This window comes from Mesorhizobium sp. B2-7-2, assembly GCF_006440775.1.
Lineage (GTDB): Bacteria > Pseudomonadota > Alphaproteobacteria > Rhizobiales > Rhizobiaceae > Mesorhizobium.
Genome location: NZ_VFTZ01000023.1, coordinates 52,343 through 70,267, shown reverse-complemented (window position 1 = coordinate 70,267; position 17,925 = coordinate 52,343). Strand labels below are relative to the sequence as shown.

Below are 17,925 nucleotides of genomic sequence, written 5' to 3'. Positions count from 1 at the left end.
TCTAGGCCGGATTAATGTTTGTGGCTTCCGCCGGAAATTTGCCGAGCAACGCCTCGACCAGCTTTGAAAACCCGATGCCCTTCGACGACTTGACCATCACCACGTCGCCCGGCCTGAGCGCGGCGATCACGATCGGCTTCAGTTCTTCCGCTCCCGATCGATACTCGGTTGCAATGTCTGACGGCAAAACCTCGGCCAGCGCCCGCATTTCCGGCCCGCCGAGAAAGACGTTGCGTGTGCCCGTGCCGACGATCAGCTTGGCAAGCGCCGCGTGGAGATCTGCCGAATGGCTGCCGAGCTCCAGCATGTCGCCGAGCACCGCGATACGCCGGCCCTCGCCTGAGACCGGCGTGGCGTTGAGCAGCGCCATGGCCGCCGCCATCGACGCCGGATTGGCGTTGTAGCTCTCGTCGATCAGCGTGAGCGGCCCGTTGGGATGATGCAGGATATGGCGCCGGCCCCGCCCGCGCTCGGCCGAAAGATCTGCCAGTGCCGCCGCGACCTTGTCGACATCGGCGCCGACCAGCTGCGCGGCGCCAAGCACGGCCAGAACGTTCTGCACGATATGGCGACCAGGCGCCCCGACACGGGCGCTCAGGTCCCTCTTGCCGATCTTGACGGCGATGTCGGAATGGTCGGCATGAAGCTCGCAGCCGACAAGGCGGAAGGCCGAGCGGACATTTTCGCCGAAGCCGAAGACATGCTCGACGCCCGCCTCTTTCGCCATTTTGCCGAGCAGCTTCCAGCGCGGATCGTCGCGGTTGAGCAGCGCTGCGCCACCTGGCTCGATCCCCTCGAAAACCTCGGCCTTGGCCACGGCAATCTCGTCGAGATTCCTGAAGAAGCCGAGATGAGCGGCGGCAATGATCGTCACGATGGCGACATGCGGCCTTACCATCTTGACCAGCGGCCGGATCTCGCCCGGATGATTCATGCCGATCTCGAAGACGGCATAGTCGCAGTCCTGCGGCATGCGCGCCAGCGTCAGCGGCACGCCCCAATGGTTGTTGAACGACTGCGCCGAGGCGTGCACCTTGCCGACCGCCGACAGCACATGCCGCAACGCTTCCTTGGTGGTCGTCTTGCCGGCCGATCCGGTGACCGCGATGATCCTGGCCTTCGAGCGGGCGCGGGCCGCGACGCCGAGCTTCTCGAGGGCCGCGAGCACGTCCTGAACGACGATCATCGGTGCCGTCAGCCGGCCGAGCGACGGCAGCTTGCCCTCGGCGACGACCAGCACCGCCGCTCCGGCCTTGACCGCCGCGGTCGCGAAATCATGCCCGTCCATCGCTTCGCCCTTGATGGCGAAGAACGCGTTTCCCGGGTCCAGGCTGCGGCTGTCGATCGAAATGCCGGTGATGCCTTCCGGCAGCGAGCCGATCGGCCTGCCGCCCATGGCTTCGACGAGCGCTTCCGACGTCCACAGCAGGTTCATGCGGCGCGCTCCTTGAGCGCCTCACGCACTTCCTCATGGTCGGAGAAGTGGAAGGTTTCGGTGCCGACGGTCTGGCCTTCCTCATGTCCCTTGCCGGCGACGATGAGGGTGTCGCCGGCGCGAAGCATCGCCACCGCCTCGTGGATCGCCTTGCGGCGATCGCCGATCTCGATGGCGCCGGGCGCGGCGGCGAGGATCGCTGCGCGGATGGTCTCGGGCACTTCGGTGCGCGGATTGTCGTCGGTGACGATGACGACATCGGCGAGCCGGGTCGCGATCTCGCCCATGATCGGCCTTTTTCCCCGGTCGCGGTCGCCGCCGCAACCGAACACCACGACGACGCGACCCGTGGTGAAAGGCCGGACCGAGGTCAGCACATTCTCCAGCGCATCGGGCTTATGGGCATAGTCGACATAAACGGGAGCGCCGGCCGCGGTGGCGCCGACGAGGTCGAGCCGGCCCGGCGCGCCCTTCAATTTCTCCAATGCCGCCAAAGCCTTGCCCGCGGGTGTTCCAGTTGCGATGGCAAGTCCGGCCGAGACCAGCGCGTTGGCGATCTGGAAATCGCCGGCCAAAGGCAGGTCGACCTCGTGCAGCACGCCGTCGGCCACGATTTCGGCGCGCTGGCGATGCCGCTCATGCTCGACCCGCTTCAGCGTCAGGAAATCGCCATGGCGGCCGACGGTCAGCACTTCCAGCCCCGCCGCTTTCGCGGCTTTGATGGTCGGCTCCGACCATGGGTCGTCGGCAAAGACGATCGCGGGCGCGCCCTTCGGCAGCAACGTGTCGAACAGGCGCAGCTTGGCGCGGTGATAATCCTCGACCGTTGGATGGTAATCCATGTGGTCGCGGCCGAGATTGGTGAAAGCGCCGGCCGCCAGCTTCACCCCGTCGAGGCGGCGCTGGTCGAGACCGTGGCTTGAGGCTTCCATCGAGGCGTGGGTGACGCCCGCATCCGCCAGCTCCTTGAGCAATCGGTGCAACGCCACCGGATCGGGCGTCGTCAGCGAGCCATATTCGTTGCGGCCGGGCGCCACGACGCCGGTCGTGCCGATCGAGGCGGCGGCAAAACCCGCCTGCTCCCAGATCTGGCGGGTGAAGGCGGCGACGGATGTCTTGCCGGCGGTGCCGGTGACGGCGACCATGGTCTGCGGCTGGCGTCCGAAGAAGCGCGCCGCGCTGAGCGCCAGCGCCAGGCGCGGATCATCGACGGCAAGGACCGGGATCGACAGGCTGGAGACGCTCACGCCCTTGCCGGTGACGATCGCAGCCGCGCCGCGGGCCGCGGCATCGGCGGCATAGGTCGAGCCATCGGCCTTGCTGCCGGCAAGCGCGAAGAAGACGACGCCGGTCTTGACCGCGCGGGAATCGGAGGAAAGTCCGGTCACCTCCAGGTCGGGGGAAGCTGTTCCCTCGACAGGCAGGATGCCGGCTAGATCTTTTAGATGCATTGAGTCCCGTTCACCGCAACAAAATAGCGCGCAGTTGCCGGCGCGCCGCAAGAATCACTGATAGGAAACCAGCGTTGCACCATTTTCATGGCTGAAATCTGGCTTCACGCCAAGCATGGCGGCCGCGCGTCTGATGATGTTGCCGGCCATGACCCCCGCATTGTTGGCGGCGACGTCGGTCATCCCGGGCTTTTCAGGATGCGGGGCGTCGGCGATCGTGAACACCAGATATTGCGGATCGTCCATCGGGAAGGCGGCGACGAAGGTGTTGAAATTCAAGTCCTTGGAGTAGCGGCCGTTGATGACCTTCTCGGCCGTTCCGGTCTTGCCGCCAACGCGGTAGCCGGGAACCCGGGCGTTTCTGGCCGAGCCCTTCTCGGCGTTGAGCGTATAGAGGTAGCGCATGCCTGCGACCGTCTTGTCGCCGACCACTTTCTTGGCCACCGCCATTGCCTCCTGCTCGCTGCGCACCAGGAATGTCGGCTCGATCAGATAGCCCTGCATCAGCGCCGCGCAGCCGACGGCGGCCTGCAGGGGCGTCGTCGACACGCCGTGACCGAAGGCGATGGTGAACGAGTTGACCTGTTTCCAGACCTTGGGTTCGGTCGGGCGCGCGACTTCCGGCAGTTCGGTCTGCATCCTGTCCAGAATGCCGAGGCGGTGCAGGAATTCGCGATGCCCCTCGATGCCGACCAGCTCAGCCTCCCTGGCCGACCCGATGTTGGACGAAAAGAGGAACACTTCCGGCAGCGACAGCACGCGGTTCTTGCCGTGGAAATCGTGGATGGCCTGATGGCCGACCCGGATCGGATGCGACGCGTCGAAGCGGCTCGCCATCGTCGCCTTGCCGGAATCGAGCGCCATGGCCGAGGTGAAGCTCTTGAAGGTCGAGCCCATCTCGTAGAGCCCGGCCGACATGCGGTTTAGGCGATCCTTTTCCTGCGCATTATACGGATTGTTCGGATCGAAATCCGGCACCGAGGCCATGGCGACCACTTCGCCGGTCTTGATGTTCAGCACAACGGCGCCGGCGCCGATGGCGCGATAGCGCTCCAGCCCGGCGGCGATCTCGTCGCGCACCACATGCTGGACGCGCAGATCGATCGAAAGCTTGACCGGCTTGAGATCCTTGGCCACGGCGAGCCCCGACGCCTGCAGATCGCTCAGCCCCTGCTCGTCGATATACTTCTCCATGCCGGAGATGCCCTGGTTGTCGATGTTGGTGAGGCCGACGATATAGGACGAGGTCTCGCCGCTCGGATAGAAGCGCCGCTTTTCGGTGCGGAAGCCGAGGCCGGGGACGCCTAGCGCCAGGATGTCGGCCTGCTGCTTCGGCGTCAGCTGGCGCTGCAGCCAGACAAACCCGGCGCCGCTCTTGAGCTTGCGATAGGTCTGCTCGTAGTCGATCTCCGGCAGCACGGTCGACAATCTCTCGATCGCTTCGTCGGCATCGACGATTCGGCGCGGCTCGGCAAACAGCGACGCCGTCTTGATGTCGGTCGCCAGCACCTCGCCGTTGCGGTCGACGATATCCGGACGCGATGCAGTGACCCGGTTCTCCGGGCCGCCCGAAAGATCGGGATTCTGCAGCCCGAGATAGACGAGCCTGCCGGCGATGGTCGAATAGATGGTGAAGAACACCGCCATCGTCATGACGATGCGCGTCTTTGCCTTGCCGCCAGTCGCCTTGCGGGCCGCATCGACGACGATCGAGCCGTCCTCCGCCTGCCTCTTCCGGCGCGTCAGCAGGCCGCCGATCCTTGGAAGACCGATCATTGAACGGTGCTCCCGGTGACCACCGGATCCTTGCCGTCCGAGGGCTCCTTGCCCGAATTGTCGGCCATGCCGCCAAGCCGCTGCGAGGAGAGGTCTTCGATCGTCACGGGTTTCACGGGTATGTCCTCGAGCCCGCCGATCTGGTGCGCGTTGACCGGTTCGAGCCCGAGCTGGCTCTTATAGACATCGGCAAGCTTCTGCAGCCGCGACGGCTGTGTAAGCAGGCTCCAGTCCGCCTTGAGGAGATCGATGGTCTCTTCCTCGTAGTGGATCTGCGCCTGGATCTTCTGCACCGCCGCCTGTTGCTCTTCGGCTTCGCGCTTCGTCTTGTAGGTCAGCGCGGCGGCCGAGACCATGACGGCGATCAGGACTATGTCGCTGGTACGAAACACGTGCTCACCTCTCCCCCGGCCGCTCGACGGCGGGAAGCTTTGGAAGACCGAAAATCGAAAAATCGCCGGCGCGCGCAGGCGCCTCGGTGCGGATCGCCGCGCGCAGCCTGGCCGAGCGCGCCCGCGGATTGGCGTCGAGCTCGGCCTCTCCCGCCGTCACGCCGCCGCCAGCCTTACGGAAAGTCGCGACGCGCAGGGGCGCATCGGGTAAATGCCGCGAGCCGCTGGCCGCTTCGGAGCGGTCGGCGATGAAGCGCTTGACGATGCGGTCTTCCAGCGAATGGAATGTCACCACGGCAAGGCGCCCGCCGGGCTTCAGCGCCCGCTCGGCGGACAGCAGCGCCCTTGCAAGCTCGCCAAGTTCATCATTGACGAAGATGCGCAGCGCCTGGAAGACGCGTGTCGCCGGGTGGATCTTGTCCTTCGGACCTCTTCCGATATGGGTTTCGATGGCGTCGGCGAGATCGAGCGTGCGTTCGAAGGGCTTCTTCTCGCGACGGCTCTCGATCATGCGCGCGATGCGGCCGGCATGGCGTTCCTCGCCGAGAAAGCCGAAGATGCGGGCAAGGTCGCCCGCCTTGAAGGTGTTGACGACGTCGGCAGCGGACAGACCCGCCTGCGCCATGCGCATGTCGAGCGGCCCGTCGGCGCGAAAGGAGAAACCCCGCTCCGCCTGGTCGAGTTGCATGGAGGAAACGCCGATGTCGAGCACCACGCCGTCGGCGCCCTCGATATGCTCGTCCAACGTCGAGAACGGCGCCTGGACAAGCCTCAGCCTGCCGCCGGCCTGTCGTTCGAGCGCCCTGCCCGCCGCGATTGCGTCCGGGTCGCGGTCGATGGCGACGACGGAGGCGCCGCGATCGAGGATGGCGCTGGTGTAGCCGCCGGCGCCGAATGTCCCGTCGACGATCGTCTCGCCGGCCTTTGGCGCAAGCGCGTCGAGCACCTCGGCAAGGAGGACCGGAATGTGACGGGCCGGTCCGCCAACGGCGTGAGGGTCATCGCCGTGGCCAGCCATCATTCCGATCGCTCCCCGGGCTTCGTCCCCTGCCGAAGCTGCAAAAGCCGGGCCCGCGCCTGCGCCCCATAGGCGGCAAGCCGTCCCGGCTCCCAGACCTGAAAGAAATTGCCGCGGCCGACAAAGGCCACCTCGTTCGAGATGCCCGTATGCTCGCGGATGAAATCGGTCATGGTGATGCGGCCGTCCTGGTCGAGCTTCAGAAATGTCCCGTCGCCATGGCAAAAGAACGACATGTCGTCCGCCGTCTGCAGAAAGGGATCCTCCAGCCCGATCCGCTGCTCGTAGCGGTCGAGTAGGTCGAGCCCGCCGACGTCCATGGCCGGCAGATCCAGGCAGCGCAGCGCATAGAGTTCCGCATAGCCGCGTTTTTGCACCACGGCACGAAAATGCGCCGGAACGGACACCCGCCCCTTCGCATCGATCCTGCTCACCGTGTTTGACAGAAACCGGTCCAATAAACGCTACAGCCGCCGTTGCCGCTGCACCCCTCATGTTGTTCTCCGCGCCCCTGCCGCATTTGCAGCAAATCGCTTCATTCACCGGGGCGAAAACCGACAAACGCGCAGCCGCCGCGGCTGCCCGATTGGCGTACGCTTCACCCTGACGCGGAACGAAAGCTTGATCTGAATGGGATATCATGGGGCACTATGGGCGTCAACGGGAACAGGCATTCACAAACACGCGCACCACAACCAGAAAGCGTAAGCTGAAGGCACGTCTCGTCTTTATCGTCTATTAAGCCTAACGAAGCGTTTAGAGCCCTCTGGCCCAAAAAGACGCAGCTTGCCGCGCACAGCCGGCGCGCATAGCGTCGGTTGAAGTTTTCTGCCCAAAGGATCGAGCCAATGTCCGACACTGCGAAGTCACGCGCCGCGACACTTGCCCATTTGCGTAGCGCCGATTTTGCCAAGGGCGATCCCATCCCCTTGCCGCTGACCATGGCCTCGATCTTCCACGCGCCGGGCGACGCGACGGGTTTCGATCAATACGGCCGCTTCAGCAATCCGACCTGGCATGCCGTCGAGCATGCGCTCGGCCACCTGGAAGAGGCGCAAAGCATTATTTTTCCGTCGGGAATGGCGGCGATTTCCGCGGCTTTGTTCGCGCTCGTCAAATCGGGCGACCGCATCCTCTTGCCGTCGGACGGCTATCACACGACGCGCGCGCTGGCCGAGCGTTTCCTGAAACCGCTCGGCGTCGCCTATGATGTGCGGCCGACGGCAAGCATGCTCGACGGCGGCTTCGCCGGCTACCGGGCGGTTTTCGTCGAAAGTCCGTCCAACCCGCAACTGGACATTTGCGACATCGCCGCCGTCGCCAAGGCGGTCCATACGCAAGGCGGAATCCTGATCGTCGACAACACGACGATGACGCCCTTCGGCCAGCGCCCGCTCGATCTTGGCGCCGACATCGTGGTCTCGGCCGACACCAAGGCGATCAATGGCCATTCGGACGTTCTCTTCGGCCATGTCGCCTGCCGCGATCCCGATATTGTCGCCAAGGTGAAGGATTGGCGCGAGACGGCCGGCGGCATCCCCGGTCCGTTCGAAGCATGGCTGGTGCATCGCGGCCTCGAAACGCTGGAAGTGCGCTTCGATCGCATGTGCTCGTCGGCTGAAACCATCGCGCGGCGGCTGAAGGGTCACCGCTCCGTCAGCGGCGTGCGCTTTCCCGGGCTCGAGGGCGATGCCTCGCACAATCTGGCGCGCGCCCAGATGGAGCGCTTCGGCTTCCTGATTTCGTTCGAACTGGCCTCCGAAGAACAGGCAGAGGCGTTCATCGACGGTTGCGCGCTGATCGAAGCGGCAACGTCCTTCGGCGGCGTGCACACATCGGCCGAGCGGCGCTCGAAACGCGGCGACGCCGTTCCGCCGGGCTTCGTTCGTCTCGCGATCGGCTGCGAGCCGGTCGAGGAACTCTGGCAGTCGATCGAGGCGTCCCTGGACAAGATTGCAAGCTGAGCAGACCTGTCACGGATTCACATCATCCGCTTCGATCTTGCGCCGACCGTGTAATACGCGGACGATCTCGACCGCATCGTGACCAACCCGGTACAAGGTAAGGTATTCGCCAACCACCAGATGGCGGATACCGGGCGCGATATCGTCGCGCGGAGCACCTGAAAAGGGATGCAGGCTGAGCAAGCTCCACCTCCTCTCCATGTCGTCTACGAACCGGACCGCGGCATTGGGACTATGGCTGGCGATGTAGTCGCCGATGTCTTCGAGATCGGCCGCCGCTTGAGGAAGCAGCCGATATTTCACTCTTCGAAGCCCTTCGCTTCAGCCATCTTACGATATTTGGCACGCGCTCGTTCAATGACAGACGGGCCGTCGAGGGCCGGCCCGCTGTCGATCCCCTCCTGCACCAGTTTCCGCAGCTCTTCGACGCTGTAGCCAAGCAAGTCGCGTCGCTCCTTCCATTGCCTGAGCGCATCGCGGATCACCTCGCTGGCCGAGGCGTATTCGCCCGCCGCGACGACGTCGTCGACCGCGGCCGCCAGTTCCGGCGAAAGTGTGATGCTGCGTTTATCGACCTGACCCATGACAGGCTCCTGCTTTTCCCTCGATAGTACGATTTAATCGCACCAGCTTCAAGAAACAGGTTTGACCACCGCGGAAGCTGTCTTGCAGAATGCTTGAATCGGAAGATACGCCTGTCGGCGTAACTTCCTGATCCCGTTCAGCTGTCGCTACGAGAAAAATGCCAGCTGGCCTGTAAGCCGGGTTCTGTATGGCCCTCGCCTCGCGGCGAGAACGTGGCGGCCATTCATCTTGGGCGCATGTTGCCACGCGCCTCACGCAACCTACCCGGACGGCGGGCCGGAAACAGCCCTCGAAGGTTTCCCCTCGTACCGCCCCTATTCGGTTTTGCTCCCGGTGGGGTTTGCCCTGCCGCTTCTGTTGCCAGTCGCGCGGTGGGCTCTTACCCCACCCTTTCACCCTTGCCGTGGCCGAAGCCGCGGCGGTTTGCTTTCTGTGGCACTTTCCCTGGGGTCGCCCCCGCCGGCCGTTAGCCGGCACCGTGTCTCCATGGAGCCCGGACTTTCCTCACCCGCAACCTTTCGGCACGCGCGGGCGCGGCCGCCCGGCCAGCTGACAAGGGCGTATAAAGGGATTCCCGCCTGAAAACGCAAACGAAAAAGCTGTTGCCATCGCTCAAATGCGCAGCGGTTTGGGACAACGACGTGCTGAAACAGACCCGCGTCGCCCAGATCCACTTCGGCGGACGAGCTTAGGCCGGCGAACCCAGCGCTGCCATCTGCACCTTCACCTTGCTGCAATAGGCGGCCGAAATCGGATTCATCCGCGTCGCGCCGTGACCGGCATTGTATTTCAGGATCGTGCCGCAGGTGGTGCCACCGCCGAGACCCTGCGCCATGGCGAGGTACTTCATGCCGTATTTGATATTGGTGTCGGGATCGAACAGCCCCTTGGCCGAACCGGTGTAACCCATCATGCGCGCCGTGGCCGGCTTGATCTGCATCAGGCCGATCTCGCCGGCGCTGCCGACCAGGTTCGGCCGGTAGTTGCTTTCGATCTTGATGACGGCCTTGGCCAGGGACACCGGCACGCCGTAGCTCGCGGCATAGCGGGCGATGATCGACGAATACTGGCCGCCGCCGGGTGCGGCGGGTGTCGCCAGAGCGATCTGGCCCGTGGGGATCGAGGCTGTCGTGGTGAGATCGATCGTCTTTTTGCCGCGCTTGGCGCGCTTGGCCGTCGATTTCGCCGCCCTGGTCGCGGCGGCCTTCTGCACCTTAGCCGGAGCTCTCTTGATCTTTGGCGCTTTGCTCGCTGGGGCAGCCTTGGTCGTTGGGACGACGGGGAGGCCATTGTCTGCCCTGAGGCTTAAGGGGGCGCTGTTTGCCGGACTGAAGGCAAAGCTTATTACTCCGGCAGCAACGGCTGCCGCTACAACGGTCAATTTCTGCATGTAATCCTGTTCTGTTAGAACCGCGCGAAGAACTTCACGCAGTTGTGTCAATTCAACATCGGAGCATCAGAGAGGCTAGACGTCCAACAACTTGCGGGAGAGGCATTTGGCGGCGGAATTGGCGGCAATGAAGGCGGCGCAATTCACTTTAAATAACAGGTTGTAATTTAAATGACCTTATCGCGATTATTGGCAGAGGCTGCCGTGACGGAAGTCAGGAGCCTCTGCAGCGTGCGGATCGTCGAATTGTCGGCCACGCCATCCACCAGCCGCCGCCGGAAATGCCGCTGGAACGCCGCTACCGCCATTTCCGTCTGCCGGTCGTAAATACCCGATATCTCAATACCATAGCCATAGAGCGCCAGCATCGATTGCAGCGCCTCGACATCGGAGCCGGTGTCGCCGGCCTTCAACGCGGTGCCCGGTTTTATCGGCGCCGCCGGTACGAGGTGACCGATACCGGCCGCGAACAGCGCCTTCCACGGAAATTTTTCGCCCGGGTCGACCTTGCGGCCCGGTGCCACGTCGGAATGGGCAAGCACCCTCGTCGCGGGGATGGAATAACGGCCCACGATGCCCGCGCACAAATCGATCACGGCATCGATCTGCCGCCTCGGGAAGGGCTTGTAGCCCAGTGAATGCCCGGGATTGACGATCTCGATGCCGACCGAGCAGGAGTTGATGTCGGTGCGCCCGAGCCAGGAGCTCTTGCCGGCATGCCAGGCGCGATCGCTCTCGCGCACCATCTGGACGACGCGGCCGTCCTCATGGACAAGATAATGCGAGGACACTTCGCTTGCCGGATCGCACAGCCACGCCTCGGCGCCGGCGCCGGTTGCCATGCCGGTATAGTGCAGCACGATCATGTCGGGCCGCAGCGTCTCGCGGCGCGGACCGAAATTCGGCGACACCCGGACCTCGGCACCTGGCTGGTCGGGCAGGAAACCGCTCATGCGTGCCTGAGGCCCCGCTCGATCATCTCATAAGCGGCATTGATCGCCGCGACCCTGGTCGTGGCGATCTTGATGAATTCTTGCGGCAAGCCGCGTGCGATCAACCTGTCGGGGTGATTGTCCGAGATCAGCTTGCGGTAGCGCTTCCTGATTTCCTCGAATGGCTTGCCGCGCTCGATGCCCAGTACGACGTAAGGATCGGCGGCGCCGAGATTGACGTGCCGCGACAGGATCGTCTCGTAATGCGCCTCATCGATCCGGAAAATCTCCGCGATCCGATGCAGGAACTGCCCTTCCCGCTCATGGATCAGGCCGTCAGCCTTGGCGATATGGAATAGGCCGTCGAGTATATCTTCCAGCATCATGCAGTTGGCATGGCCGGAACCGCAGAGTTGCGCCATGCGCCGGGCGTAGGTCTCGAACCCGGCGACGTCCTGCTTGGCGATGTCGTAAAGCCGCGCCACGTTGCGCGTCTCGCTCGGCGGCACCTCGAAGATTTCCTGGAAAGCGCGCACCTCGTCCTGCGTGACGATGCCGTCGGCCTTGGCCATCTTGGCCGAGAGCGCGATCATCGCCACCGAAAAGGCAACGCGCCGGCGCAAGTCCGGATCGCCGGAAAACACGGTGCGCACGGCTTCAACGACGTCCGCGACGCCCGTGGACGCCGACGACGAAACACGAGCGATGAAGTCGCCAAGGCGGTCCCAAATCGACATATCGGCTTCATAGTGCGAACCGGGCGGTTCTATCAAGCCGGGACGATGCCGCAGTTGACCGGCGATGCGTGGGATCGACGGCGCAAAAAAGAAGGCCGGCAGTGCCGGCCTTCTTCGATATTGCGGGACGGCCCCTTACTGCGCAGGCGCGGTAGGAGCCGGTTTTGTTGCCGGAGCCGGTTCAGCAGGCTTCGAAGCGTCGGGCGAAGCCGGTTTCATCGGCTGTTCGTTGGCCGGCGGATTGGTGCTCTGGGTGGTGGTGTTGTCAGTGCCGGTGCCACTGTTGCTGCAAGCCGCGACCCCCAGCAGGGCGAGCGCCGAAACAGACGCCAGAATGAGCTTCTTCATGCTATCTCTCCTTCAACAGACGCTCACATTTCGGTGAGCGGTCGCAGGGGAAATGCATCAGCCAGCTGCCGGTTTCGTAACGTTGCATTTCCACGTGTAACATCAACTTGCGATTGCTGGCGCCGAAATCCCGAACTAACACAACATATGCCAAAGAGATTATGGATAAGCAGAATGCCGGCAGCCGTGGGGACTGGGAAATGGGACTTTTGGATCGACCGCGGCGGCACTTTCACCGACATCATCGGCCGTGATCCGCGAGGCCGGCTGCACCCCCGAAAACTTCTGTCCGAAAATCCCGAGGCCTATTCGGACGCTGCTATCCAAGGCATCCGCGACCTGTTGGACCTGAAAACGGGCGCCGCCATCTCCGCCGATGCGATCGGCGACGTCAAAATGGGCACGACCGTTGCCACCAATGCGCTGCTCGAGCGCAAGGGCGACCGTGTGCTGCTGCTCATCACCAAGGGGTTCCGCGACGCTTTGCGCATCGCCTATCAGGCAAGGCCGGATATCTTCGCCAAGGAGATCATCCTGCCGGAGCAGCTCTACGAGCGGGTGATCGAGGTCAATGAACGCGTGCGCGCCGACGGCTGCGTCGAGCGCCTGCTCGACATCGCGGCCTGCCGCTCGGCGATCGAGCAGGCGAAAGCCGACGGCATCGACGCGGTCGCCATTGTCTTCATGCACGCCTGGAAATACCCGGACCACGAAAAGGCCGTGGCGAAAGTCTGCCGCAAGATCGGCTTCAGCCAGATCTCGGTGTCTCACGAGGTCTCTCCGCTCATCAAGCTGGTCGGCCGCGGCGACACCACCGTGGTCGACGCCTATCTGTCGCCGATCCTGTCGCGCTATGTGCAGCGGGTGGCCGGGGAGTTGGGCGCCGGCCCGCGCCTGATGTTCATGATGTCGTCGGGCGGCCTCACCGCCGCCGACATGTTCCAGGGCAAGGACGCGCTGCTTTCGGGACCGGCGGGTGGCGTCGTCGGCATGGTCGAGACGGCGAAGCTCGCCGGCTTCGAAAAGGTCATCGGCTTCGATATGGGTGGCACCTCGACCGACGTCGCCCACTATGACGGCGAATATGAGCGCGCCTTTGACACCGAGGTCGCCGGCGTGCGCATCCGCGCGCCGATGATGCGCATCCACACCGTCGCCGCCGGCGGCGGCTCGATCCTGCACTATGAGGCGGGCCGCTTCCGCGTCGGCCCGGATTCCGCCGGCGCCAATCCCGGGCCTGCCGCCTACCGCCGCGGCGGCCCGCTCGCCGTCACCGATGCCAATGTCATGCTCGGCAAATTGCAGCCCGATTTCTTTCCGGCGATTTTCGGCGCGGACCAAGACCAAACGCTCGACATCGGCACGGTTGGCGAAAAATTCGCGGCGCTTGCCGCCGAAATCGGCGACGGCCGGACGCCCGAGGCGGTCGCCGAAGGCTTTGTCACCATCGCCGTCGAGAACGTGGCCAACGCCATCAAGAAGATCTCGGTGCAGCGCGGCTATGACGTCACCGAATATCTCCTGAACTGTTTTGGCGGTGCCGGCGGCCAGCACGCCTGCCTGGTCGCCGATGCGCTCGGCATGGAAGCGGTGCTCATCCATCCCTTCTCCGGCCTTCTCTCGGCTTACGGCATCGGCCTCTCGTCGGTCTTCGCCTCGCGCCAACAGGGTCTGCTGCAGCCGCTTGCCGAAGAATCCCGCGCGGCGATCGAGGCGCTCATCGCGGCGCTGCGCGGCGATGTCATTGCCGAGCTCGGCGAGCAAGGCATTGCCGGGGACGAGGTTTCAACGAGGCCTGTCCTGCATATCCGCTATGACGGCACCGATACGGCGCTGCCGGTGAATTTCGAGCATGGCTCGATCTTCCGCGCCAGAAGCGATTTCGAGGCCGCGCACAAGGCGCAGTTCGGCTTCGTCTATGACGATAAGCCGATCGTCGTCGAGACCGTCGCCGTCGAAGGCATGGAAGCCGCCAGACAGGACAAGGCTGAAGCCCCAGCGCCCGCCGGACCGGCAGGAATTGACGCCAAACCTTTGGAAAGCCGGCGCATCTACACCGAAGGCCGCTGGCACGAGGCCGGCGTCTATCGTCGCGCAGGCCTGCGGCCGTCCCACACGGTCGCCGGGCCCGCGCTTATCATCGAGCCGAACCAGACCATCGTCGTCGAGCCGGGCTGGCGCGCCGAAATCACCGATCTCAATCACGTTGTGATACGCCGGACAGAAAGAAAGGCGCGTGCCGCGGCACTCGGCACCGAGGCCGATCCGGTGATGCTGGAGGTCTTCAACAACCTCTTCATGTCGATCGCCGAACAGATGGGCGTGACGCTGCAGAACACCGCCTATTCGGTCAACATCAAGGAACGGCTCGACTTCTCCTGCGCCGTGTTCGACCGCCATGGCGCGCTGGTCGCCAACGCGCCGCATATGCCGGTGCATCTGGGTTCAATGGACCGTTCGGTGGAGACAATCATCCGCCTGAACTCCGGCGATATCCATCCCGGCGACGTCTTCGCGCTCAACGCGCCCTATAATGGCGGCACGCATTTGCCCGACATCACCGTGGTGACGCCGGTGTTTGACGACGCCCGCAAGGAAATCCTGTTCTGGGCGGCCTCGCGCGGCCATCACGCCGATGTCGGCGGCACCGCGCCGGGCTCGATGACGCCGCTTGCGACAACGGTCGACGAGGAAGGCGTGCTGTTCGACAATTTCCGCATCGTCGATCGCGGCCGCTTCCGCGAGAAGGAGCTGGAGACGCTGCTGACCGACCATCCTCATCCGGCCCGCAATCCCGTCCAGAACATCGCCGACTTGAAGGCGCAGATCGCCGCCAACGAAAAGGGTGTGGCGGAGCTGCGCAAGATGATCGTGCATTTCGGGCTCGACGTGGTCGAGGCCTATATGGGCCACGTGCAGGACAATGCCGCCGAAAGCGTGCGCCGCGTGATCGAGCGACTTCCCGACAGCGCGGCTTACGAATATCGCACCGACACCGGCCAGGTGATCAGGGTGAAGATCACCGTCGATCGGCAAAAGCGCGAGTCGACCGTCGATTTCACCGGCACGTCGCCTGTCATGAAGAACAACTTCAACGCGCCGGAGCCCGTCGCCCGCGCCGCCGTGCTTTATGCGTTCCGCGTCATGGTCGAGGACATGATCCCGATGAATGCCGGCTGCCTGAGGCCGATCAACATCGTTATTCCGGATGGTTGCATGCTCAAACCGTCCTATCCTGCTGCCGTCGTCGCCGGCAATGTCGAGACCTCGCAGCATGTCACCAACGCGCTGTTCGGCGCGATGGGCGCGATGGCCAACGCCCAGGGCACGATGAACAACCTCACCTTCGGCAACAAGAAATACCAGTATTACGAGACGATCTGCTCCGGCTCGCCGGCCGGCCGGATGAATTCCGGGCGCGGCTTCGCCGGCACGTCCGGCGTCCACACCCATATGACCAATTCGCGCCTTACCGACCCTGAGGTGCTGGAACTGCGCTTCCCCGTCGTGTTGGAAGACTTCCATATCCGCGAGGGCTCCGGCGGCAAGGGCAAGTGGAATGCCGGCGACGGCACCAGGCGTACGATCCGCTTCCTCGAAAAGATGGAATGCGCGATCCTGTCCTCGCACCGCAATCGCCCGCCCCAGGGCCTCGACGGCGGCGGTGACGGCGAGGCGGGCTCGACCAAGGTCAGGCGCAATGACGGCTCGGTCAACGTCTTGAAGGCCTGCGACCAGACCACGCTCGATGCCGGCGAGGCCGTCATCGTCACCACGCCGACGCCGGGAGCGTTCGGCAAAGCGTAGCAATTGGCGCCAACCTGCCGTCAACAGGCTGTCACCTGCCTGTCATGCCGCTGCGCTACCCGCTTGCGCCAAAGCAAACGGGGAATCACCTTTCGATGTCGGACGTATCCGGAGAACTCGTTTATCGTCGAGGCAAGGAAGTCGGAAAGGCCGTCTACCAGAACCGGGCATTGTCGAAGGACGGCATTTCCGAGCGGCTCTTCGCCTTCCTGTTCTCCGGCCTCGTCTATCCGCAGATCTGGGAAGATCCCGATGTCGACATGGAGGCCATGCAGCTCGGCGCCGGCCATCGCGTCGTCACGATCGCCTCGGGCGGCTGCAACATCCTGGCTTACCTGACCCGCACGCCGGCCCGGATCGAGGCCGTCGATCTCAATGCCGCGCATGTCGCGCTGAACCGCATGAAGCTGGAAGCGGTGCGCCACCTGCCGTCGCAGGGCGACCTGTTCCGTTTCTTCGGCGCCGCCGGCACCAGACACAATTCGGATGCCTATGATCGCTTCATCGCGCCGCATCTCGATCCAGTGAGCCGCCATTACTGGGAGCGCCGCAACTGGCGCGGCCGCCGCCGCATCTCGGTTTTCGACCGCAACTTCTACCAGACCGGCCTGCTCGGCCTCTTCATCGCCATGGGCCATCGCGTCGGCAAGCTGTTTGGTGTCGATCCGGCCGGCATCATGAAGGCGGAGAACATTGGCGAGCAGCGCCGCTTCTTCAATGAGGAGTTGGCGCCGGTGTTCGACAAGAAGCTGCTGCGCTGGGCGACCTCGCGCAAGGCTTCGCTGTTCGGCCTCGGCATCCCGCCGGCACAGTATGACTCGCTGATCACATCCGGCGACGGCTCGATGGCGAGCGTCTTGAAGGCACGGCTGGAAAAGCTCGCCTGCGATTTCCCGCTGAAGAACAACTACTTCGCCTGGCAGGCCTTTGCCCGCCGCTATCCGCAGCCCGGCGAGGCGGCGCTGCCTGCCTATCTGGAACAGAACAACTACAAGACGATCCGCGACCACATCGATCGCGTCGCCATCCACCACGCCAACCTGATCAAGTTCCTGGGCGCCAAGGACGCCGGCACCGTCGACCGCTTCGTCCTGCTCGACGCGCAGGACTGGATGACCGACGACCTGCTCAATGCGCTGTGGACCGAGATCACCCGCACGGCCTCGGCCGGCGCCCGCGTCATCTTCCGCACCGCGGCCGAACCGAGCCTCCTGCCCGGCCGTGTCTCCAGCTCGCTGCTCGACCAGTGGACCTACGAGGCCGACGCCTCGCGCGAATTCGCGGCAAAAGACCGCTCGGCGATCTATGGCGGCTTCCATCTCTATGTGAAGCGGGCAGCATGAGCACGACGGAGCTGCCGGCCGGCCATGCCGAACTGATGGACGGCGTCTACCGCTGGCAGCGCCATATCTATGATCTGACCCGCAAATATTACCTGCTCGGCCGCGACCGGCTGATCGACGGATTGGACGTGCCGCAAGGCGGCACCGTGCTGGAGCTCGGCTGCGGCACCGGCCGCAACATCGCGCTTGCCGCCCGCCGCTATCCGGATGCGCGCTTCTTCGGTTTGGACATCTCGGCCGAGATGCTGGAGACGGCTAGCGCGGCCATTGCTCGCGAAGGCCTCGCCGCCAAGGTCAGCCTGGCGCGTGGCGACGCAACCGACTTCGATGCCAGGGCGCTCTTCGGCATCGCGCAGTTCGACCGCGTGTTCGTGTCCTATTCCCTGTCGATGATCCCCAGCTGGGAAAAGACGGTTTCGGCCGCGCTCGCCGCGCTTGCGCCCGGCGGCTCGTTGCATGTCGTCGACTTCGGCCAGCAGGAAGGCCTGCCGCGCTGGTTCCGCGCCCTGCTGCGTGGCTGGCTGCGGAAATTCCATGTCGCGCCGCGCGCCTCGCTTCGCGACGTGCTTGAATCGGAATCGCAGCGCACCGGCGCAACCTTCCGTTTCAGAACGCTTTATCGCGGATACGCCTGGCTGGCCATAGTCAAGATCGCCCACTGAATTTTGCAATTTGACGCCTGTGGCCGTAGCGAACGCAATCAACAATTGCGCCATGACCCAAAGGGTGGTACATTGACCCTGCTTG

The 17,925-nt window shown here is 64.1% G+C and carries 16 protein-coding genes and 1 other RNA gene; 4 read left to right on the top strand and 13 right to left on the bottom strand.

Translation table 11 applies throughout. The features are described from left to right. Position 1: 1 nt before the first annotated feature. From FJ425_RS25460 to mraZ, 6 genes are read right to left on the bottom strand one after another with little or no spacing between them, the layout of a single operon-like run. Positions 2–1,435: a UDP-N-acetylmuramoylalanyl-D-glutamyl-2,6-diaminopimelate--D-alanyl-D-alanine ligase gene (locus FJ425_RS25460; RefSeq protein ID WP_140630916.1), complete on the bottom strand. Its 1,434-nt coding sequence runs from the start codon at positions 1,433–1,435 to the stop codon at positions 2–4. Further along, the gene (locus FJ425_RS25455) at positions 1,432–2,886 is read right to left on the bottom strand and encodes a UDP-N-acetylmuramoyl-L-alanyl-D-glutamate--2,6-diaminopimelate ligase (protein ID WP_140630914.1); all 1,455 of its coding nucleotides are present in this window, start codon (positions 2,884–2,886) and stop codon (positions 1,432–1,434) included. The genes FJ425_RS25460 and FJ425_RS25455 overlap by 4 nt, the downstream gene beginning before the upstream one ends. A 54-nt stretch (positions 2,887–2,940) precedes the next feature. Next, positions 2,941–4,662 (bottom strand): penicillin-binding protein 2, encoded by a 1,722-nt coding sequence (locus FJ425_RS25450; RefSeq protein WP_140630912.1) that lies wholly within the window; start codon positions 4,660–4,662, stop codon positions 2,941–2,943. Further along, entirely contained in the window at positions 4,659–5,054 is a 396-nt protein-coding gene (locus FJ425_RS25445; RefSeq protein ID WP_140630909.1) for a hypothetical protein, read from the bottom strand. Before FJ425_RS25445 ends, FJ425_RS25450 begins: the two co-directional genes overlap by 4 nt. Positions 5,055–5,058: 4 nt before the next feature. Continuing rightward, complete coding sequence (rsmH, locus tag FJ425_RS25440) at positions 5,059–6,075, bottom strand: 16S rRNA (cytosine(1402)-N(4))-methyltransferase RsmH (protein ID WP_140630906.1); 1,017 nt, start codon at positions 6,073–6,075, stop codon at positions 5,059–5,061. Next, entirely contained in the window at positions 6,072–6,530 is a 459-nt protein-coding gene (gene mraZ / locus FJ425_RS25435) for a division/cell wall cluster transcriptional repressor MraZ (protein ID WP_140630904.1), read from the bottom strand. Before mraZ ends, rsmH begins: the two co-directional genes overlap by 4 nt. Positions 6,531–6,920: 390 nt before the next feature. Here mraZ and FJ425_RS25430 point away from each other — a divergent pair, with 390 nt between their 5' ends. Then, entirely contained in the window at positions 6,921–8,036 is a 1,116-nt protein-coding gene (locus FJ425_RS25430; protein ID WP_140630901.1) for a cystathionine gamma-lyase, read from the top strand. 9 nt (positions 8,037–8,045) lie between these two features. Here the strand turns inward: FJ425_RS25430 and FJ425_RS25425 are convergent, their stop codons facing one another. From FJ425_RS25425 to FJ425_RS25395, 7 genes are all read right to left on the bottom strand, one after another. Further along, complete coding sequence (locus tag FJ425_RS25425) at positions 8,046–8,339, bottom strand: type II toxin-antitoxin system RelE/ParE family toxin (protein WP_140630899.1); 294 nt, start codon at positions 8,337–8,339, stop codon at positions 8,046–8,048. Beyond that, complete coding sequence (locus FJ425_RS25420) at positions 8,336–8,620, bottom strand: type II toxin-antitoxin system ParD family antitoxin (RefSeq protein ID WP_140630896.1); 285 nt, start codon at positions 8,618–8,620, stop codon at positions 8,336–8,338. The genes FJ425_RS25425 and FJ425_RS25420 overlap by 4 nt, the downstream gene beginning before the upstream one ends. A gap of 157 nt (positions 8,621–8,777) precedes the next feature. Then, an RNA gene (gene rnpB, locus FJ425_RS25415) (RNase P RNA component class A) lies at positions 8,778–9,174 on the bottom strand. Positions 9,175–9,309: 135 nt separating this feature from the next. Then, complete coding sequence (locus tag FJ425_RS25410) at positions 9,310–10,011, bottom strand: lytic transglycosylase domain-containing protein (protein WP_140630893.1); 702 nt, start codon at positions 10,009–10,011, stop codon at positions 9,310–9,312. Between the two features lie 167 nt (positions 10,012–10,178). Then, a complete protein-coding gene (locus tag FJ425_RS25405; protein ID WP_140630890.1) occupies positions 10,179–10,964 on the bottom strand; it encodes an N-acetylmuramoyl-L-alanine amidase in 786 nt (261 codons plus the stop codon). Then, positions 10,961–11,680: a DnaJ family molecular chaperone gene (locus FJ425_RS25400; RefSeq protein ID WP_140544480.1), complete on the bottom strand. Its 720-nt coding sequence runs from the start codon at positions 11,678–11,680 to the stop codon at positions 10,961–10,963. The genes FJ425_RS25405 and FJ425_RS25400 overlap by 4 nt, the downstream gene beginning before the upstream one ends. Before the next feature lie 135 nt (positions 11,681–11,815). Continuing rightward, positions 11,816–12,028 (bottom strand): hypothetical protein, encoded by a 213-nt coding sequence (locus tag FJ425_RS25395; protein ID WP_140544482.1) that lies wholly within the window; start codon positions 12,026–12,028, stop codon positions 11,816–11,818. Positions 12,029–12,202: 174 nt separating this feature from the next. Between FJ425_RS25395 and FJ425_RS25390 the strand changes: the two genes are divergently transcribed. Genes FJ425_RS25390 through FJ425_RS25380 form a run of 3 tightly spaced genes read left to right on the top strand, consistent with a single transcriptional unit; the run spans position 12,203 to position 17,840 of the window. Then, complete coding sequence (locus FJ425_RS25390) at positions 12,203–15,835, top strand: hydantoinase B/oxoprolinase family protein (protein WP_140630885.1); 3,633 nt, start codon at positions 12,203–12,205, stop codon at positions 15,833–15,835. A gap of 44 nt (positions 15,836–15,879) precedes the next feature. After that, complete coding sequence (locus FJ425_RS25385; RefSeq protein ID WP_140630882.1) at positions 15,880–17,178, top strand: DUF3419 family protein; 1,299 nt, start codon at positions 15,880–15,882, stop codon at positions 17,176–17,178. Further along, positions 17,175–17,840 carry a class I SAM-dependent methyltransferase gene (locus FJ425_RS25380; protein ID WP_140544488.1) on the top strand — a complete coding sequence of 222 codons (666 nt, stop codon included), beginning with the start codon at positions 17,175–17,177 and terminating at the stop codon, positions 17,838–17,840. Before FJ425_RS25385 ends, FJ425_RS25380 begins: the two co-directional genes overlap by 4 nt. Positions 17,841–17,925: the final 85 nt, after the last annotated feature.

Excerpts from the sequence above, each read along its gene's own strand:
- FJ425_RS25460 (WP_140630916.1), bottom strand. The coding sequence starts at position 1,435 with ATGAACCTGCTGTGGACGTCGGAAGCGCTCGTCGAAGCCATGGGCGGC.
- FJ425_RS25455 (WP_140630914.1), bottom strand. The coding sequence starts at position 2,886 with ATGCATCTAAAAGATCTAGCCGGCATCCTGCCTGTCGAGGGAACAGCT.
- FJ425_RS25450 (WP_140630912.1), bottom strand. The coding sequence starts at position 4,662 with ATGATCGGTCTTCCAAGGATCGGCGGCCTGCTGACGCGCCGGAAGAGG.
- rsmH (WP_140630906.1), bottom strand. The coding sequence starts at position 6,075 with ATGATGGCTGGCCACGGCGATGACCCTCACGCCGTTGGCGGACCGGCC.
- FJ425_RS25430 (WP_140630901.1), top strand. The coding sequence starts at position 6,921 with ATGTCCGACACTGCGAAGTCACGCGCCGCGACACTTGCCCATTTGCGT.
- FJ425_RS25420 (WP_140630896.1), bottom strand. The coding sequence starts at position 8,620 with ATGGGTCAGGTCGATAAACGCAGCATCACACTTTCGCCGGAACTGGCG.
- FJ425_RS25410 (WP_140630893.1), bottom strand. The coding sequence starts at position 10,011 with ATGCAGAAATTGACCGTTGTAGCGGCAGCCGTTGCTGCCGGAGTAATA.
- FJ425_RS25405 (WP_140630890.1), bottom strand. The coding sequence starts at position 10,964 with ATGAGCGGTTTCCTGCCCGACCAGCCAGGTGCCGAGGTCCGGGTGTCG.
- FJ425_RS25400 (WP_140544480.1), bottom strand. The coding sequence starts at position 11,680 with ATGTCGATTTGGGACCGCCTTGGCGACTTCATCGCTCGTGTTTCGTCG.
- FJ425_RS25395 (WP_140544482.1), bottom strand. The coding sequence starts at position 12,028 with ATGAAGAAGCTCATTCTGGCGTCTGTTTCGGCGCTCGCCCTGCTGGGG.
- FJ425_RS25390 (WP_140630885.1), top strand. The coding sequence starts at position 12,203 with ATGCCGGCAGCCGTGGGGACTGGGAAATGGGACTTTTGGATCGACCGC.
- FJ425_RS25385 (WP_140630882.1), top strand. The coding sequence starts at position 15,880 with ATGCCGCTGCGCTACCCGCTTGCGCCAAAGCAAACGGGGAATCACCTT.
- FJ425_RS25380 (WP_140544488.1), top strand. The coding sequence starts at position 17,175 with ATGAGCACGACGGAGCTGCCGGCCGGCCATGCCGAACTGATGGACGGC.